Below are 14,435 nucleotides of genomic sequence, written 5' to 3'. Positions count from 1 at the left end.
TTTACCGCATGTCCTCCCATAACGCTCACACGAAGGGGCTCCTGATCACCGCCCTAGGCGGGCTGACGCTGACCGTCGACATTCCGCTGATCCGACTGGCGGACGGCAGCCCGTGGACCATCATGTTGCTGCGCACCGGCACCGCCCTGATCGCCACCCTGGTGATCTGGGCCGTCTGGCGGGCAATGAGCCGAACCGCGCCGCAACTCATTCCAGGGTGGTCGGGTCTGGTGGTGGCCATATGCTACGGCCTGACCGGAGTAACCTTCGTCATCGCCGTCTATCACACCTCGACCGCCGATCTGGTCTTCATCCTGGCCTTCAACACGGTGTTCGCGGCGCTGCTGTCCTGGCTGTTCCTGCGGGAGCGGCCGCAGCTGGTCACGATCGCCGCCATGCTGGTTATGATCGTCGGCGTATTGATCATCGTTGGAGGTTCGGTCGGAACCGGACATCTGTTCGGCGACTTCATGGCGCTGTGCTCGGCCCTGTTCGTGGCGATCGCCATCACCATCTCCCGCGCCAGCGGCAAGGACATGGGCTTTACCGCACTGGTCGGCGTTGTCCTGCCGTTGGCGCTCGCGGCCTTCATGGTTTCGGGCGAAGGGCTGCACGTCACGGCGCCGTGGTGGATCATCTTCAACGGCGCCATCATCATGCCGATCTCGTTTTTCTGCCTCGCCAATGGGCCGAAATACATCTCGGGGCCGGAGGTAGCGATGTTCTATCTGCTGGAGACGGTGCTGGCGCCGGTCTGGGTCTGGCTGATCTTTGCCGAGACACCGTCCCGCAACAGTCTGATCGGCGGCACGATCCTGATCGTGGCACTGGTCGCGCATTCGCTCTGGCAATTGCAAGAGGGGCGCAAGCGCCGCGCCGACCTGGCGGTGCATCACCCGGCTTGAATCTTCCTGGTCTCGGCCGCCACCTCGATCTGCGGCCGCTCGCTGCCATCATCGGCGGCGGCCGGAAGCTCATCCATGATCTCGACCTCGCGCAGCCATTCGCGCCAGATGGCGACGAGCAGCGCCATGAGCACCGGGCCGATGAACAGGCCGAGGAAGCCCATCGTCTTGACGCCGCCGATCAGGCCGAAAAAGGTCGGCAGGAACGGCAGCTTGATCGGTCCGCCGACCAGCTTCGGGCGCAAGGTCTTGTCGACGATGAACAGCTCGACCGCACCCCAGACAAACAGCGCAAGGCCCGCGAACAGCTTTCCGCTGGCCGCGAGATAGATCGACACCAGGGTGAAGGAGAGCGGCGCGCCGCCCGGGATCAGCGCCATGATGCCGGTGAGCGCGCCGAGCGTCACCGGCGACGGGACGCCGGCAAGCCAGTAGGCGATGCCGAGCACGAGGCCCTCGCCGATGGCGATGACGGTCATGCCCGTCACGGTCGACGAAATGGTCGCCGGCACGACACGTGAGATGCGCTCCCAGCGCGTCGGCAGGATACGCTCGCCGAGACGGTCGACCTGCGCCGCAAAGGCTTCGCCGTCGCGATAGGCGAAGAAGAGCGCGATCAGCATGAACAGAAGCGTGAGCAGCAGCCCGAAGGCGCTGCCGCCGGCGGCCAGCGCGCCACGGTATATGGTGCCGATGTTGGAGCCGCTGATCAGCTGGATCAATTCGCCGATGCCGCCGGGATGTCCGAGGCTGGCCGTCCACTGCTCGTTCAGCCACTCGCCGACGACGGGCATGGTGGCGATCCATTGCGGCGTCACCGCGCCGTGCCGATTGGTCTCGATCGCCCAGGTCACCCACTCGCGCAACTCGTTGATGGCATAGGTGCCGGCAAGCGCTATCGGCACCACCAGGAAGGTGAGGATGAAAAGGATCGCGAGCGTCGCGCCTATGGTGCGGTTGCCGCCGACCGCGGCGAGCAGCCGACGGTAGAGCGGCCAGCTGGCGAATGCGATGACCAGTGCGGCCAGCACCGGGAACAGGAAGCCGTGGAAAAAATAGACGCCGGCGGCGGCGATCAGCACCAGGAGCCAGCGCGCCGCCGACAACGGCGGGATGACGGCCGCCCGCAGCGGCGTCGACAGGCCGAACAGGCGCTGCTGCCCCGGCTTCTGGATTTCAGTCCGCTTCAACCGCGCGTTTCTCCCCTGCCCGACAAATTTCCGTGACTGCTTATGCAGCATGATAGTGCAGCAATCGTGACGATAGTCCAAATGATTGGGTGGGACCCTCCTTCTCCCCTTGTGGGAGAAGGTGGATCGGCGCGTAGCGCCGAGACGGATGAGGGGTGTTGGACGGAGTGAGACGACAGCAATTTCAAATGCATCGCCAAGGTGGAGCACCCCTCATCCGGCCGAGCTTCGCTCGTCCACCTTCTCCCACAAGGGGAGAAGAAAAAGGTCGCGCTATCCGAACTTGCCCGTCCTTGGAAAACCCTTCGGCACCATGCGGCCGGCGGCAGCCCGCGCCCCGATCCACTCGGTCAGCTCCTCGCGCGATTTGACGAAGGTGCGATCGGCCGAATCCTGCCAGGAAAGCCCTGTTTCCAGCGAGAATGTTTTCAGGTCCAGCACGCCGCCGTCCTTGTATTTCTGCAGGCGCACGCCCTTGCCGCGCGCCATCTCCGGGATTTCAGCGAGTGGGAAGACCAGCATCTTGCGGTTCTCGCCGACGATGGCGAGATGGTCGCCTGAGACCGGAATGCAGCGCTTGGCCTCGTCCGGCGCCTTGACGTTCATCACCTGCTTGCCCTTGCGGGTGTTGGCGACGACCTCTTCCTCCGAGACGACAAAACCGTTGGCGTCGTAGGAGACGAGCAGCAGCTTGCGCTTCGGATCATGGACGAAGGCGGTGACGATGTCCTGGTCGTTCTCCATGTCGACGATGATGCGGATCGGCTCGCCATGGCCGCGCCCGCCCGGCAGCCGGTCGGCGCCGATGGTGTAGAATTTGCCGCCCGTGGTGAAGACCAGGATCTTGTCCGTGGTCTGGGCATGGAAGGCAAGCTTGAGACTGTCGCCTTCCTTGAAGGCAAGTTGCGAATGATCGGTCAGGTGGCCCTTCATGGCGCGCAGCCAGCCCTTTTCCGACACCACGACTGTGACCGGCTCGCGCTCGATCATGGCATGCGCGATGTCGGTCAGGTCATGCTCGGGCGCATCGGCGAACTGGGTACGGCGCTTGCCGAGCACGGTCTCGGGGCCGAACTTGTCGCGGACCTGGGTGACTTCCCAACGGATCGTCGACCATTGCTTGGCGTCGGACGCCAGCAGGGCCTCGATCTGCTTCTTTTCCTCGGTCAGGCCATCGAACTCCTTACGGATCTCGATTTCTTCCAGCTTGCGCAGGGCGCGCAGGCGCATGTTGAGGATGGCTTCGGCCTGGTTGTCGGTGAGCGACCAGCGGGCCATCATCACCTGCTTGGGCTCATCCTCCTCGCGGATGATCCTGATGACCTCGTCGATGTTGAGATAGGCAATCAGGTAGCCGGCGAGGATTTCCAGCCGCTTCTCGATCTCGCCGAGCCGGTATTTCGAGCGGCGGATCAGAACCTCGCGGCGGTGGTCGAGCCACTCCTTCAGCACGCCCTTCAGCGAGAGGACGTTCGGCACCTTGCCGCGCGACAGCACGTTCATGTTGAGCGGGAAGCGGCTTTCGAGCTCGGTGAGCTTGAACAGCGATTCCATCAGCAGGCCGGGATCGACGGTGCGGCTCTTCGGCACCAGGACGACGCGGATGTCTTCCGCGCTCTCGTCGCGGATGTCTTCGAGCAACGGCAGCTTTCGCGCCATCAAAAGCTCGGCGATCTTTTCGATCAGCCTGGCCTTCTGGACGCCGTAAGGGATCTCGGTGACGACGATGCTCCAGGTGCCCCTGCCCTGGTCCTCCTGGGCCCATTTGGAGCGCACGCGGAAACCGCCGCGGCCCGTCTCATAGGCCTCGAGGATCGAGGCGCGGCTGTCGACGATGATGCCGCCGGTCGGGAAATCCGGTCCCTGGACGAAATCCATCAGCTTCGCCACCGGCGCTTCCGGGTGATCGATCAGATGCAGTGCCGCATCGCAAAGCTCGGCGGCGTTGTGCGGCGGGATGGAGGTCGCCATGCCGACGGCGATGCCGGACGAGCCGTTGGCCAGCAGGTTCGGAAAGGCGCCCGGCAGGACGGAGGGCTCCTCGTCCTCTTCATTGTAGGTCGGGCGAAAGTCGACGGCGTCCTCGGTGATGCCGGCAAGCAACTCGGTCGCCACCTCGGTCATCCGCGCTTCGGTGTAGCGCATGGCGGCGGCGTTATCGCCGTCGATGTTGCCGAAATTGCCCTGGCCGTCGACCAGTGGGTAGCGCATCGAGAATTCCTGCGCCAGGCGCACCAAAGCGTCGTAGATCGACTGGTCGCCATGCGGGTGGAATTTACCCATCACGTCACCGACGATGCGGGCGCATTTGGCGAAGCCCTGATCGGGGTTGAGCCTGAGCAGCCGCATGGCGTGCATGATGCGGCGATGGACCGGCTTCAGTCCGTCGCGCACATCGGGCAGCGCCCGGTGCATGATGGTCGACAACGCGTAAGCGAGATAGCGCCGCTCGAGCGCTTCTTTCAGATCGACCGGTTCGATTTTGTCGCCGCCGCCATTGTCATCGGGCGGCAAAAGCCTTTTTCCCATGGATTTGGACTAACCGAGCGGGTGATTCGCGGCAAGCGCCGCGTGAACATCGGCGCATTCGTCGCGGCCCGTCGAAAGCGCAACCGACGGTGTGAAGGATTTCACGGAAACGGCGGGCCGGCAGCTGCAACTTGCGGCCGATCTGCAACAGGCTGCGGCGGCGTCACGACGTCGGCCAACATCAATCCGTTACATGCGGCCTCTATCAGGCATGTAATGCGCTGGCGGAGGAAAGCCGCGGTCTTCATGACAAATTCACCGCATCTGGCAATGGCCGCCGACCGGGTTTGCTTTTCATCGCCATTTTCGACAAATGTGCCGGGAAATGCCTTTTTCCGGTCCCGTTCGTCACGGAAGGGTGACGGAGCAGGTTTCAAAACAATTTCATCATAGCAAATCAGGACAGGGAACTCGCCATGACAATCCAACGCTCAACGCTCAAGAAGCTGGCCTTTTCGACCTTTCTGCTGACGCTGCCGCTCAATGCGGCCTTCGCCGCCGATCCGGCGGTGGCCGAGCGCATCAAGGCCACCCTTGGCGCCCAGGGCGTCGATATTTCCTGGACCGGCGTCTCCGGCGACGATTCCAACGCCGTGCTGCAGGGCGTTTCCATCAAGCCGGCGGCCGAGAAGGAAGCGCTGCTGATCGGCGACGTGAAGCTGGAAGGGGTTACCGCGGCCAATGGCGGCTATGAAATCGCCACCGTCTCGACCTCGCCTTACGAACACAGCAAGGACGGCGTGACGCTCAACCTCAGCCCTGTGGTCATCCACGACATGAAGGTCCCGGCCGAGGGCAGCACCGATCCGCTCGGCTCGCTGATGATGTACAAGTCGGCAGAACTGTCCAACATGACGGTCAAGGTCGGCGACAAGACGGCGTTCGCGATGGACGGGCTTGCCGTCCAGATCACCCCGCCGGCCGACGGCAAGGCGATGGACTTCACCGCCAACACCGAAAAATTCACCGCGGACCTATCACTGGTCGACGACCCCAAGTCGAAGGAAGCGATCCAGGCGCTCGGCTACCAGAACATCTCGGGCAACATTGCGATGGCAGGCACTTGGCAGCCGAGCGACGGCAAGATGGAGCTGTCAAAATATGACATCTCGGTCGAGAATGCCGGCACGCTCGGCATGACCTTCAACCTCGGCGGCTACACGGTCGACTTCATCAAGTCGATGCAGGAGATGCAGAAGAAGCTCGCCGCCCAGCCCGAAGGCGCCGACAACTCCGCCCAGGGCATGGCCATGCTCGGTCTGATGCAGCAGCTTTCCTTCAACGGCGCCTCGGTCCGCTTCGAGGACGATTCGCTGACCGGCAAGGTTCTCGACTATGTCGGCAAGCAGCAGGGCATGTCGGGCAAGGACGTCGCCAACCAGGCCAAGGCGATCGTGCCGTTCGGCATGGCGCAGCTCAACAATCCGGAGCTGACGGCGGAAGTCTCGACGGCGGTCAACACCTTCCTCGACGATCCGAAAAGCTTGGAAATCTCGGCTCAGCCGCCGTCATCGGTACCCTTCGCGCTGATCATGGCCGGCGCCATGTCCAACCCGCTCGACCTGCCCAAGACGCTCGGCATCAAGGTCAAGGCGAACCAGGATTGATCGGGCGAAACGCTCAAATGAAAGGCCCGGCAGCGATGCCGGGCTTTTTTGCCGAGATTGATTCTTTGCGAAAAAAGAAAGACTTGGCCCTGATTCCTAGCCTTCCTTCTTCGCCACCGCGACGCGCAGCGACAGTTCGCGCAGCTGCTGCGGCATCGCTTCCGAAGGCGCGTTCATCAGCAGGTCGTAGGCCTGCTGGTTCATCGGGAACATTGTGACTTCGCGCAGGTTCTTCGCGCCGACCAAAAGCATGACGATGCGGTCGATGCCGGCCGCCATGCCGCCATGCGGCGGCGCGCCATACTGGAACGCACGGTAGAGGCCGCCGAAGCGCTCCTCCACCGTCGCGCGGTCGAGGCCGACCATCTCGAACGCCTTGACCATGGTCTCAGGCAGATGGTTGCGGATGCCGCCGGACGCGATCTCGAAGCCGTTGCAGACCATGTCGTACTGGAAGGCCTTGATACCGAGCGGCTCCTGGCCGTTCAGCGCGTCGATGCCGCCCTGCGGCATGGAGAACGGGTTGTGGGCGAAGTCGATCTTCTTCTCGTCCTCGTTCCATTCGAAGAACGGGAAGTCGACGATCCAGCAGAGCTCGAACCGTTCGCGGTCGACCAGATTGAGCTCCTCGCCGGCGCGCGTGCGCGCGGCGCCGGCGAAGGAGACGAATTTCTTCGGGTCCCCGGCGACGAAGAACGCCGCATCTCCGTCGGCAAGGCCGAGCTGCTGGCGGACCGTTTCGGTGCGCTCCTCGCCGATGTTTTTGGCGATCGGGCCGGCGCCTTCGAGTTTGTCGCCCTCCTTGCGCCAGAAGATGTAGCCGAGGCCCGGCTGGCCCTCGCCTTGCGCCCAGGAATTCATGCGGTCGCAGAAGGCGCGGCTGCCGCCGGTCTTGGCCGGGATCGCCCAGACCTCGGCCTTGGCATCGTTGGCCAGGATGTTGGCGAACACCTTGAAGCCGGAATCGCGGAAATGATCCGAGACCGCCTGCATCTCGATCGGGTTGCGCAGGTCCGGCTTGTCGGTGCCGTAGGTGCGCATCGCCTCGTCATAGGGAATGCGGCGGAAATTCTGGCTCACCGGCTTGCCGGCGGCGAAGGTCTCGAAGACACCGCGAAGCACCGGCTCCATGGTGGACAGCACGTCGTCCTGCTCGACGAAGCTCATCTCGAGATCGAGCTGATAGAACTCGCCCGGCAGGCGGTCGGCGCGCGGATCCTCGTCGCGGAAGCAGGGCGCGATCTGGAAGTAGCGGTCGAAGCCGGAGACCATGATTAGCTGCTTGTACTGCTGCGGCGCCTGCGGCAGCGCGTAGAAGGTGCCGGGGTGGATGCGCGAGGGGACTAGGAAGTCGCGCGCGCCTTCCGGCGAGGATGCCGTCAGGATCGGGGTCGAGAATTCGGTGAAGCCGATCTCATCCATGCGCTTGCGCATCTCGGCGATGATCTTCGTGCGCGCCACGATATTCCGGTGCAGCGTCTCGCGGCGCAGGTCGAGGAAGCGGTATTTCAGGCGAATGTCTTCGGGGTATTCAGGCTCGCCGAACACCGGCAACGGCAGCTCCTTGGCGGCCGACAGGACTTCGATCTCGCGCGCGAAAATCTCGATCTCGCCGGTCGGCAGGTTCGGATTGACGGTTTCCGGCAGCCGCGCCTTGACCTCGCCGTCGACGCGGATCACCCATTCGCCGCGCACGGTCTCCGCGACCTTGAAGGCCGGCGAATCCGGATCGGCGACGATCTGGGTCAGGCCGTAGTGGTCGCGCATGTCGATGAAGAGCAGGCCGCCATGATCGCGCACGCGATGGACCCAGCCCGACAGGCGGACGGAATTGCCGACGTCGCTCTTTCTCAACTGGGCACAGGTGTGGCTGCGGTAACGATGCATTGTCATTGGTGAAGTCCGGAAATTGCGGGCATCGGCCCGGCTCGAAAATTGGCGCGAAAAGCGCATGAGAGGCCGGCTTTGTCAAGGCAAGCGGTCACGCAGGCGTGCCGCTTCGGCCGATCAGGCAAAGTGGATTTGCGCACCCTGGCTTTGGAAATCGGCGAGCGTGGCAGGAGGCGCAGTCTTTTCCACCACGAGATGGCGGATCGCCTGCGCCCCCGTCACGCGATATGGCGCAGCGGTGGCGAGCTTGTCGTTGGTGACGGCAATGACGATGCCGGCGCTGTTTTTCGCCATGGCGCGTTTCACTTCGGCTTCGGCCGGATCGAAAGCGGTGACGCCGCGCGCGACGTCCAGCCCGCAGGAGCCTAGAAAGAACAGATCAGCGCCGAGCTGGGCCACGGCGGCGAGCGTATCGGCGCCGACGCAGGTGCCGAGATCGGGCACATAACGGCCGCCGAGCACGATCAGTTCGACCAGGGGACGGTCCGTGAGAGCCGAGGCGACGCCCAGCGAATTGGTGGCGACGGTCAATTGGATGTCGCGCGGGATCGCCCTGGCGATCGCCTCGTTGGTCGTGCCGCCGTCGATGAACAGCGACTGCCCCGCCACAAGCAGCTTCACCGCTGCCCTGGCCAGGCGCGCTTTTTCCTCGACCGCATGGCTGCCACGCTGCCTTACCGTCGCGGCTGCAAAAGGCGCCGATGCGACCGCGCCGCCATAGACGCGGCGCAATTGCCCGGCCTTCGCCAGTTCCCTGAGGTCGCGACGCACCGTGTCTTCCGACACGCCGAACCGGCTCGCGAGCTCGCCGGCCAGCACCTTTCCGTCCGCCGCAAGCCGGTCTCGAATGAGCTGGTGCCGTTCTTCGGTGAGCATGCACGATCCTATTTATTTGTGCGCATTCTTGCATGATTTGCGTGTTTGTGCAAGAAAGGAGTCGCTGGCGGACTCGAGAGGCCGCCAGCCGAACCCCCTGCTGGATTGCCCGTGATGACCCTTGGCCTGAAACTCGCCCCCCAGCACCGCGTCTATGCCGGCTTCGCGATCTATTCCTTCGCCATGGGCAACATCTTCCCGCGCCTGCCCGACATCAAGCGCGCCATGGAGATCGAGGACGGCACGCTCGGCCTCGCCCTGATCGGAACGCCGATCGGCACCCTGATTGCGCTGACACTGGCGACACCAATCCTGGAGCGTGTCGGCTTTCGCCGCGCGCTGCTCTGGCTGGTGCCGCTGCTTGCCCTCGTCTACGCAACTGCGGTGCACGCGCCGGGCCCGGCCGCTCTTTTCCTGATGCTGCTCCCGGTCGGATTGATGATCGGCAGCATCGAAATCATCCTGAATGTCGAGGCCGACAGGACCGAGTTCATGCTCCAGCGTCGCATCATGAACCGCGCGCATTCGTTCTGGAGCATCGGGTTTTTCGGGGCCGGCCTGTTCGGCGGCGCGCTGGCGCATCTCGGCCTGTCGCCGCAATTGCATCTGGCGCTGGTCGTGCCGATGGTGGCGGTTGCAATGGCGCTGTTCCTCGGCGGCTTCGAACCGGCGCCGGCCCGTTTCGCCGCGACCGGCGGCAAGCCGCCGATGTTTGCCCGGCCGACGCTGCCGATTCTCGTCCTGGTCGTGGTGACGCTGTCGGCCATGCTGATGGAAGGCGCCAGCATGGACTGGTCGGCGATCTATATGCGCAGCGTATTCGAATCCGGGCCGCTCGTCGCCGGCTTCACGGTGGCGCTGTTCGCCTTCTCGCAGGCGACGACACGCTTCTTCGCCGACAGCTTTGTCGACCGCCACTCGCCGAGCGGCGTGGCGCGCGTGCTGCTGGCGACAATGGTTGTCGGCGTGCTCATCGTCTTCTTCTCGCCCCTGCCCTTCATCTCGATGCTGGGCTTTGCGCTTCTGGGCATCGGCAGCAGCGCCATCTTTCCGCTGTCAATCTCGGCGGCGGCGCAGCGCACCGACCGTGCCGCGGCGATCAATGTCGCGGCTTTGTCGCAGATCTCGTTCGTCGCCTTCCTGCTCGGTCCGCCGCTGCTCGGCTTCGTGTCCGATCACTGGGGTATCCGCTCGGCCTATGGCATCGGCATTCCGTTCATCGCGATCAGCCTGCTGGCGGCTGGCGCGCTCGGCCGGCGGCCGTCGTCGAACACCGTACCGGAAGGGACAGGATCCGGCTCGACGGGAGAAAGGGTACCAGCGCGGGCCTATGAGGCGTGAACGACTCGCCCAGTAACGCCGCTTAGCGGAGCGGACCGCGACCGCTTGAAGGGCACCGGTGCGATTTCGCACGGGAGAACCCGACGATCGGGCCACCGCTTACGCCGCGGCGACTTGACGAAAGCGCGTGCGGCTGAAATTGAAAGAGCCCTGATATTGTGCCAAAAGCGATTTGATGCACGTCATCACCACACAAGAAGAACTCGAGAGCGTTGTCGCGGCGTTCGAAAAGTCGGAATTCGTTACCGTCGATACCGAATTCATCCGCGAGACGACCTTCTGGCCGATCCTCTGCCTGATCCAGATCGCCGCGCCTGGGATTGAGGCGCTTATCGATCCGTTGTCGCCCGACATCGACCTGAAACCGTTTTTCCGGCTCATGGCCAATGAAGCGGTGCTGAAGGTCTTCCACGCGGCGCGACAGGACATCGAAATCATCGTCCATCTCGGCAACCTGGTGCCGCATCCGGTGTTCGACACCCAGGTGGCGGCAATGGTCTGCGGCTTCGGCGACAGCGTTTCCTATGACCAGCTCGTCCAGAAGGTCACGGGAGCGCGGCTGGACAAGTCCTCGCGCTTCACCGACTGGCGGCACCGGCCGCTCTCCGACAAGCAGCTCGAATACGCGCTTGCCGACGTCACCCATCTGATCGAGGTCTACCGGCATCTCAGCGCCGAGCTGAAGCGCGAGGATCGCGCGCACTGGCTCAACGAGGAGATGGATGTCCTGACCTCGCGCGAGACCTACGATCCGCATCCGGAGGACGCCTGGAAGCGGTTGAAGATGCGGCTGCGCAAGCCGCAGGAACTGGCGATCGTGCAGGCGGTCGCCGCCTGGCGCGAGCGCGAGGCGCGCGAGCGCGACGTGCCGCGCGGCCGCGTGCTCAAGGACGATGCGATCTACGAGATCGCGCAGCAGGCGCCGCGCGAGGCTGTAGCACTCGGCAAGCTGCGCACCACGCCGAAAGGCTGGGAGCGCTCCGCGACGGCAACGGCGCTGCTTGGCGCGGTCAACACCGCCCTTGCCTTGCCCAAGGACGCGATGCCGAAACTGCCGAAGAGCGTGCAGCCGCCGGAGGGTTCGAGCGCGGCATCGGAACTGCTCAAGGTGCTGCTCAGGATCGTCGCCGAGAAAGAAGGCGTCGCTCCCAAGGTGCTTGCCTCCAGCGACGACATCGACCGCATCGCCGCCGAAGGCGACGAAGCCGACGTGCCGGCCCTGCAGGGCTGGCGGCGCGCTGTTTTCGGCGAGCAGGCGCTAAGATTGGTACGCGGCGAGATCGGCATCAAGTTCGACAAGCGCCGCATCGCGGTTTTCGATCTGTAGCGCCTTCTTCTCCTTCTCACCCGTGTGAGAAGGGAAGACGCCTCTCACACCACGCCGAGCAGGTGCAGCGCGAACCATATCCAGGCGACCAGAAGTATGCCGGCGCCGAGGAAGAAGGCGCGGCTGCGGTGCAGCACATGGTTTCTGTTGAGATGCACGAAGGCGTGGACATAGCGCGTGACGATGAAGAGCCACATCAGCACCAGCGTCAGATAGTTCACGCCGTTGGTGACGAACAACGCCAGGCAGAGCACGTGGAAGAGAACCGGCAGCTCGAACTGGTTGATCAAATTGTTGGCGACGGTGACGCTCGTGCCCGGCTCGGTGGAGCGGACCTTGTACTGGCTGATCTTGGCTTCGCCCGACCTCACGGCCAGATAGCGCCGCTTCAGCATCACCAGGTAGACGATGTAGACCAGGAGCACATGCGCCAGCATCGGCCAGAAGATGGCGGTCTGGCGCATGTGCCGCCTCCTTCCGTCAGCGTCGCCGCTGCCCGGCGAGCGCGAACACCGCGATGACGAAGAACGGGATCGCCAGCAGCGCGAATTTGGTGACGGTCAGCGAAGAGGCGAAGGCCAGCGAATCGGGATTGGCCGACTGAAAATCGGACAGCAGCCGCGCCACGGTAAAATTCTGCGCATAGTCGGCGACGGCATAGGGAAGCACCAGCGCCAGCGAGAACAATGCCTGCAGCTGCGCCGGCATGGCGCGGAACGTGCTGAGCCGCCGCCCGAGAAGAACGATCAGGCTGACCAGCGTCAGCGACAACAGCGCCGGAAACAAAAGGTCGAAGGTCAGGTAGTGCCAGACGATTATGATCTCGCCGCTGCGCCGGCCGAGCGCGGTGAGCCACGCCATGCCTTCGTCGGGCGTGAAGCCGGCGACGCGCATGTCGAGCGAGACCAGTCCGCCGCTCAGGCGCTGGAAGTAGAGAAACTCCAGCGCCGTCATGACGAGGAAAAGCGCAACCGAGGCGATCGAGAGCGCCGCCGCATGCCGCGACAGCCGCAGCACCGCCACACTCAAGCCATGCCACAGCCTTTGGCGGTCGGGCCGATCGGCTTCGCGATCAAAGTCCGCCCGGGTAATTGGGGCTTTCGCGGGTGATCGTGACGTCATGGGCGTGGCTTTCACGAAGTCCGGCGTTGGATATGCGCACAAAGGTGGCGCGTTCGCGGAAGTCTGCAAGGTCACGTCCACCCACATAACCCATAGCGGCTTTCAGGCCGCCCGCAAGCTGGTGCAGCACGCCAGCCACAGGTCCTTTATAGGGAACCTGCCCTTCAATGCCCTCAGGAACCAATTTCAAGGTGTCGCGGACCTCGGCCTGGAAGTAACGATCGGCCGAGCCGCGCGCCATGGCGCCGACCGAACCCATGCCGCGGTAAGCCTTGAAGGAGCGGCCCTGGTGCAGATAGACCTCGCCCGGGCTCTCGTCGGTGCCGGCGAGCAGCGAGCCGATCATGGCCGCGCCGGCGCCGGCGGCGAGCGCCTTGGCGAGATCGCCCGAATATTTGATGCCGCCATCGGCAATGACGCTCACGCCGGCCTTGCTGGCCGTCTCGACCGCCGACATGATCGCGGAGAGCTGCGGGACGCCGACGCCGGCGACGATCCTGGTGGTGCAGATCGAACCAGGCCCGATGCCGACCTTGACGGCGTCGGCGCCGGCATCGATCAACGCCTGCGTGCCATCGGCGGTGGCGACATTGCCGGCCAGGATGCGCACGGAATTGGACAGTTTCTTCGCCCGGGTGACTGCATCGAGCACGCGCTGCGAATGGCCATGCGCGGTGTCGATGACAAGCAGGTCGACGCCGGCGTCGATCAGGCGCTCGGCGCGCTCGAAGCCGTCGTCGCCGACGCTGGTCGCGGCGGCGGCGCGCAGCCGGCCTTGCGCGTCCTTGGTGGCGTGCGGGTTGAGCTGCGACTTCTCGATATCCTTGACGGTGATCAGGCCGACGCAATTACCCTTCGTGTCGACCACCACCAGCTTCTCGATGCGGTGGCTGTGGAGCAGGCGCTTGGCCTCGTCCTGATCGACATTCTCCTTGACCGTGATCAGGTTCTCACGCGTCATCAGCTCGTAGACCTTCTGCGCCGGGTCGGAGGCAAAGCGCACGTCGCGGTTGGTGAGGATGCCGACGAGACGGCCGGCGGTGTGACCGCCGGTGCCGCCATTCTCGACCACCGGAATGCCCGAAATACCGTGGTTGCGCATCAGCGCCAGCGCGTCGGCCAGCGTTGCGTCGGGACCGATGGTGACGGGGTTCACCACCATGCCGGATTCGAACTTCTTCACCTGCCGAACCTGCTCGGCCTGCTCGGCCGGCGAGAAATTGCGGTGAATGACGCCGATGCCGCCGGCCTGCGCCATGGCGATCGCCAGCCGCGCTTCGGTGACCGTGTCCATGGCCGCCGACAGGATCGGCACATTGAGATCGATGTCGCCGGCAATGCGGGTGCGGATGTCGGTTTCGCCCGGCATCACTTCGGAATGGCCGGGTTGCAGGAGCACGTCGTCGAAGGTCAGCGCCAGCGCGCCGGTGGACGTTTCGATGATTTTTGCCATGGCCAGTCCTTTTGAATGCGGAAAAGGCGCTGGGCCGATTGGCCAGCGCCGACTCTCATCTTCCCTTTCAGGATTGGCGCTGGCTGGTAACACGTCCCGGGACGGAAGAAAAGCCGGTCGTTGCGCGACGTGCCGGGTTGCTGTTTCGCGGCATCGCGACCTTACCGTTAGTCCTCGTAAGCGTCGCGAGCCAGT

The 14,435-nt window shown here is 64.1% G+C and carries 12 protein-coding genes; 4 read left to right on the top strand and 8 right to left on the bottom strand.

What is annotated here, in order from left to right:
• Positions 1–8 precede the first annotated feature (8 nt).
• A complete protein-coding gene (locus F3H96_RS11385; protein ID WP_149801839.1) occupies positions 9–905 on the top strand; it encodes a DMT family transporter in 897 nt (298 codons plus the stop codon).
• Here F3H96_RS11385 and F3H96_RS11380 read toward each other — a convergent pair.
• From F3H96_RS11380 to F3H96_RS11365, 3 genes are all read right to left on the bottom strand, one after another.
• A complete protein-coding gene (locus tag F3H96_RS11380) occupies positions 893–2,095 on the bottom strand; it encodes an AI-2E family transporter (RefSeq protein ID WP_149801838.1) in 1,203 nt (400 codons plus the stop codon). The two genes, F3H96_RS11385 and F3H96_RS11380, sit on opposite strands and share 13 nt — an antisense overlap.
• Before the next feature lie 273 nt (positions 2,096–2,368).
• Positions 2,369–4,624 (bottom strand): DNA topoisomerase IV subunit A, encoded by a 2,256-nt coding sequence (gene parC / locus F3H96_RS11370; protein WP_149801836.1) that lies wholly within the window; start codon positions 4,622–4,624, stop codon positions 2,369–2,371.
• Between the two features lie 101 nt (positions 4,625–4,725).
• Positions 4,726–5,001, bottom strand: a complete 276-nt coding sequence (locus F3H96_RS11365; RefSeq protein WP_188131356.1) for a hypothetical protein — start codon at positions 4,999–5,001, stop codon at positions 4,726–4,728.
• Positions 5,002–5,040: 39 nt separating this feature from the next.
• Between F3H96_RS11365 and F3H96_RS11360 the strand changes: the two genes are divergently transcribed.
• Positions 5,041–6,231 (top strand): hypothetical protein, encoded by a 1,191-nt coding sequence (locus F3H96_RS11360; RefSeq protein ID WP_149801834.1) that lies wholly within the window; start codon positions 5,041–5,043, stop codon positions 6,229–6,231.
• Positions 6,232–6,327: 96 nt separating this feature from the next.
• On the opposite strand, the gene aspS is transcribed toward F3H96_RS11360, so the two are convergent.
• Together aspS and F3H96_RS11350 are read right to left on the bottom strand one after the other, a co-directional pair.
• Positions 6,328–8,118 carry an aspartate--tRNA ligase gene (gene aspS / locus F3H96_RS11355; RefSeq protein WP_188131367.1) on the bottom strand — a complete coding sequence of 597 codons (1,791 nt, stop codon included), beginning with the start codon at positions 8,116–8,118 and terminating at the stop codon, positions 6,328–6,330.
• A 120-nt stretch (positions 8,119–8,238) separates the two neighbouring features.
• Positions 8,239–8,997: a DeoR/GlpR family DNA-binding transcription regulator gene (locus F3H96_RS11350; protein ID WP_149801832.1), complete on the bottom strand. Its 759-nt coding sequence runs from the start codon at positions 8,995–8,997 to the stop codon at positions 8,239–8,241.
• A gap of 114 nt (positions 8,998–9,111) precedes the next feature.
• Between F3H96_RS11350 and F3H96_RS11345 the strand changes: the two genes are divergently transcribed.
• Complete coding sequence (locus F3H96_RS11345; RefSeq protein ID WP_149801831.1) at positions 9,112–10,338, top strand: MFS transporter; 1,227 nt, start codon at positions 9,112–9,114, stop codon at positions 10,336–10,338.
• A 175-nt stretch (positions 10,339–10,513) separates the two neighbouring features.
• Positions 10,514–11,665: a ribonuclease D gene (gene rnd / locus F3H96_RS11340; RefSeq protein ID WP_149801830.1), complete on the top strand. Its 1,152-nt coding sequence runs from the start codon at positions 10,514–10,516 to the stop codon at positions 11,663–11,665.
• Between the two features lie 44 nt (positions 11,666–11,709).
• Here the strand turns inward: rnd and F3H96_RS11335 are convergent, their stop codons facing one another.
• Genes F3H96_RS11335 through guaB form a run of 3 tightly spaced genes read right to left on the bottom strand, consistent with a single transcriptional unit; the run spans position 11,710 to position 14,240 of the window.
• On the bottom strand, positions 11,710–12,129 hold the full coding sequence (locus tag F3H96_RS11335; RefSeq protein ID WP_149801829.1) for an MAPEG family protein: 420 nt from the start codon (positions 12,127–12,129) through the stop codon (positions 11,710–11,712).
• 16 nt (positions 12,130–12,145) lie between these two features.
• A complete protein-coding gene (locus tag F3H96_RS11330; protein ID WP_244619965.1) occupies positions 12,146–12,694 on the bottom strand; it encodes a hypothetical protein in 549 nt (182 codons plus the stop codon).
• Positions 12,695–12,737: 43 nt separating this feature from the next.
• Positions 12,738–14,240, bottom strand: a complete 1,503-nt coding sequence (gene guaB, locus F3H96_RS11325) for an IMP dehydrogenase (RefSeq protein ID WP_149801828.1) — start codon at positions 14,238–14,240, stop codon at positions 12,738–12,740.
• Positions 14,241–14,435: the final 195 nt, after the last annotated feature.

The organism is Mesorhizobium sp. NFR06 (assembly GCF_900115245.1).
Taxonomy (GTDB): domain Bacteria; phylum Pseudomonadota; class Alphaproteobacteria; order Rhizobiales; family Rhizobiaceae; genus Mesorhizobium.
The sequence above is the reverse complement of the archived record's forward strand: the minus strand, read 5'-3'. Positions and strand labels throughout refer to the sequence as shown.

Coding starts and splice junctions, on each gene's coding strand:
- parC (WP_149801836.1), bottom strand. CDS start 4,624: ATGGGAAAAAGGCTTTTGCCGCCCGATGACAATGGCGGCGGCGACAAA.
- guaB (WP_149801828.1), bottom strand. CDS start 14,240: ATGGCAAAAATCATCGAAACGTCCACCGGCGCGCTGGCGCTGACCTTC.
- aspS (WP_188131367.1), bottom strand. CDS start 8,118: ATGCATCGTTACCGCAGCCACACCTGTGCCCAGTTGAGAAAGAGCGAC.
- F3H96_RS11345 (WP_149801831.1), top strand. CDS start 9,112: ATGACCCTTGGCCTGAAACTCGCCCCCCAGCACCGCGTCTATGCCGGC.
- rnd (WP_149801830.1), top strand. CDS start 10,514: ATGCACGTCATCACCACACAAGAAGAACTCGAGAGCGTTGTCGCGGCG.
- F3H96_RS11335 (WP_149801829.1), bottom strand. CDS start 12,129: ATGCGCCAGACCGCCATCTTCTGGCCGATGCTGGCGCATGTGCTCCTG.
- F3H96_RS11360 (WP_149801834.1), top strand. CDS start 5,041: ATGACAATCCAACGCTCAACGCTCAAGAAGCTGGCCTTTTCGACCTTT.
- F3H96_RS11385 (WP_149801839.1), top strand. CDS start 9: ATGTCCTCCCATAACGCTCACACGAAGGGGCTCCTGATCACCGCCCTA.
- F3H96_RS11350 (WP_149801832.1), bottom strand. CDS start 8,997: ATGCTCACCGAAGAACGGCACCAGCTCATTCGAGACCGGCTTGCGGCG.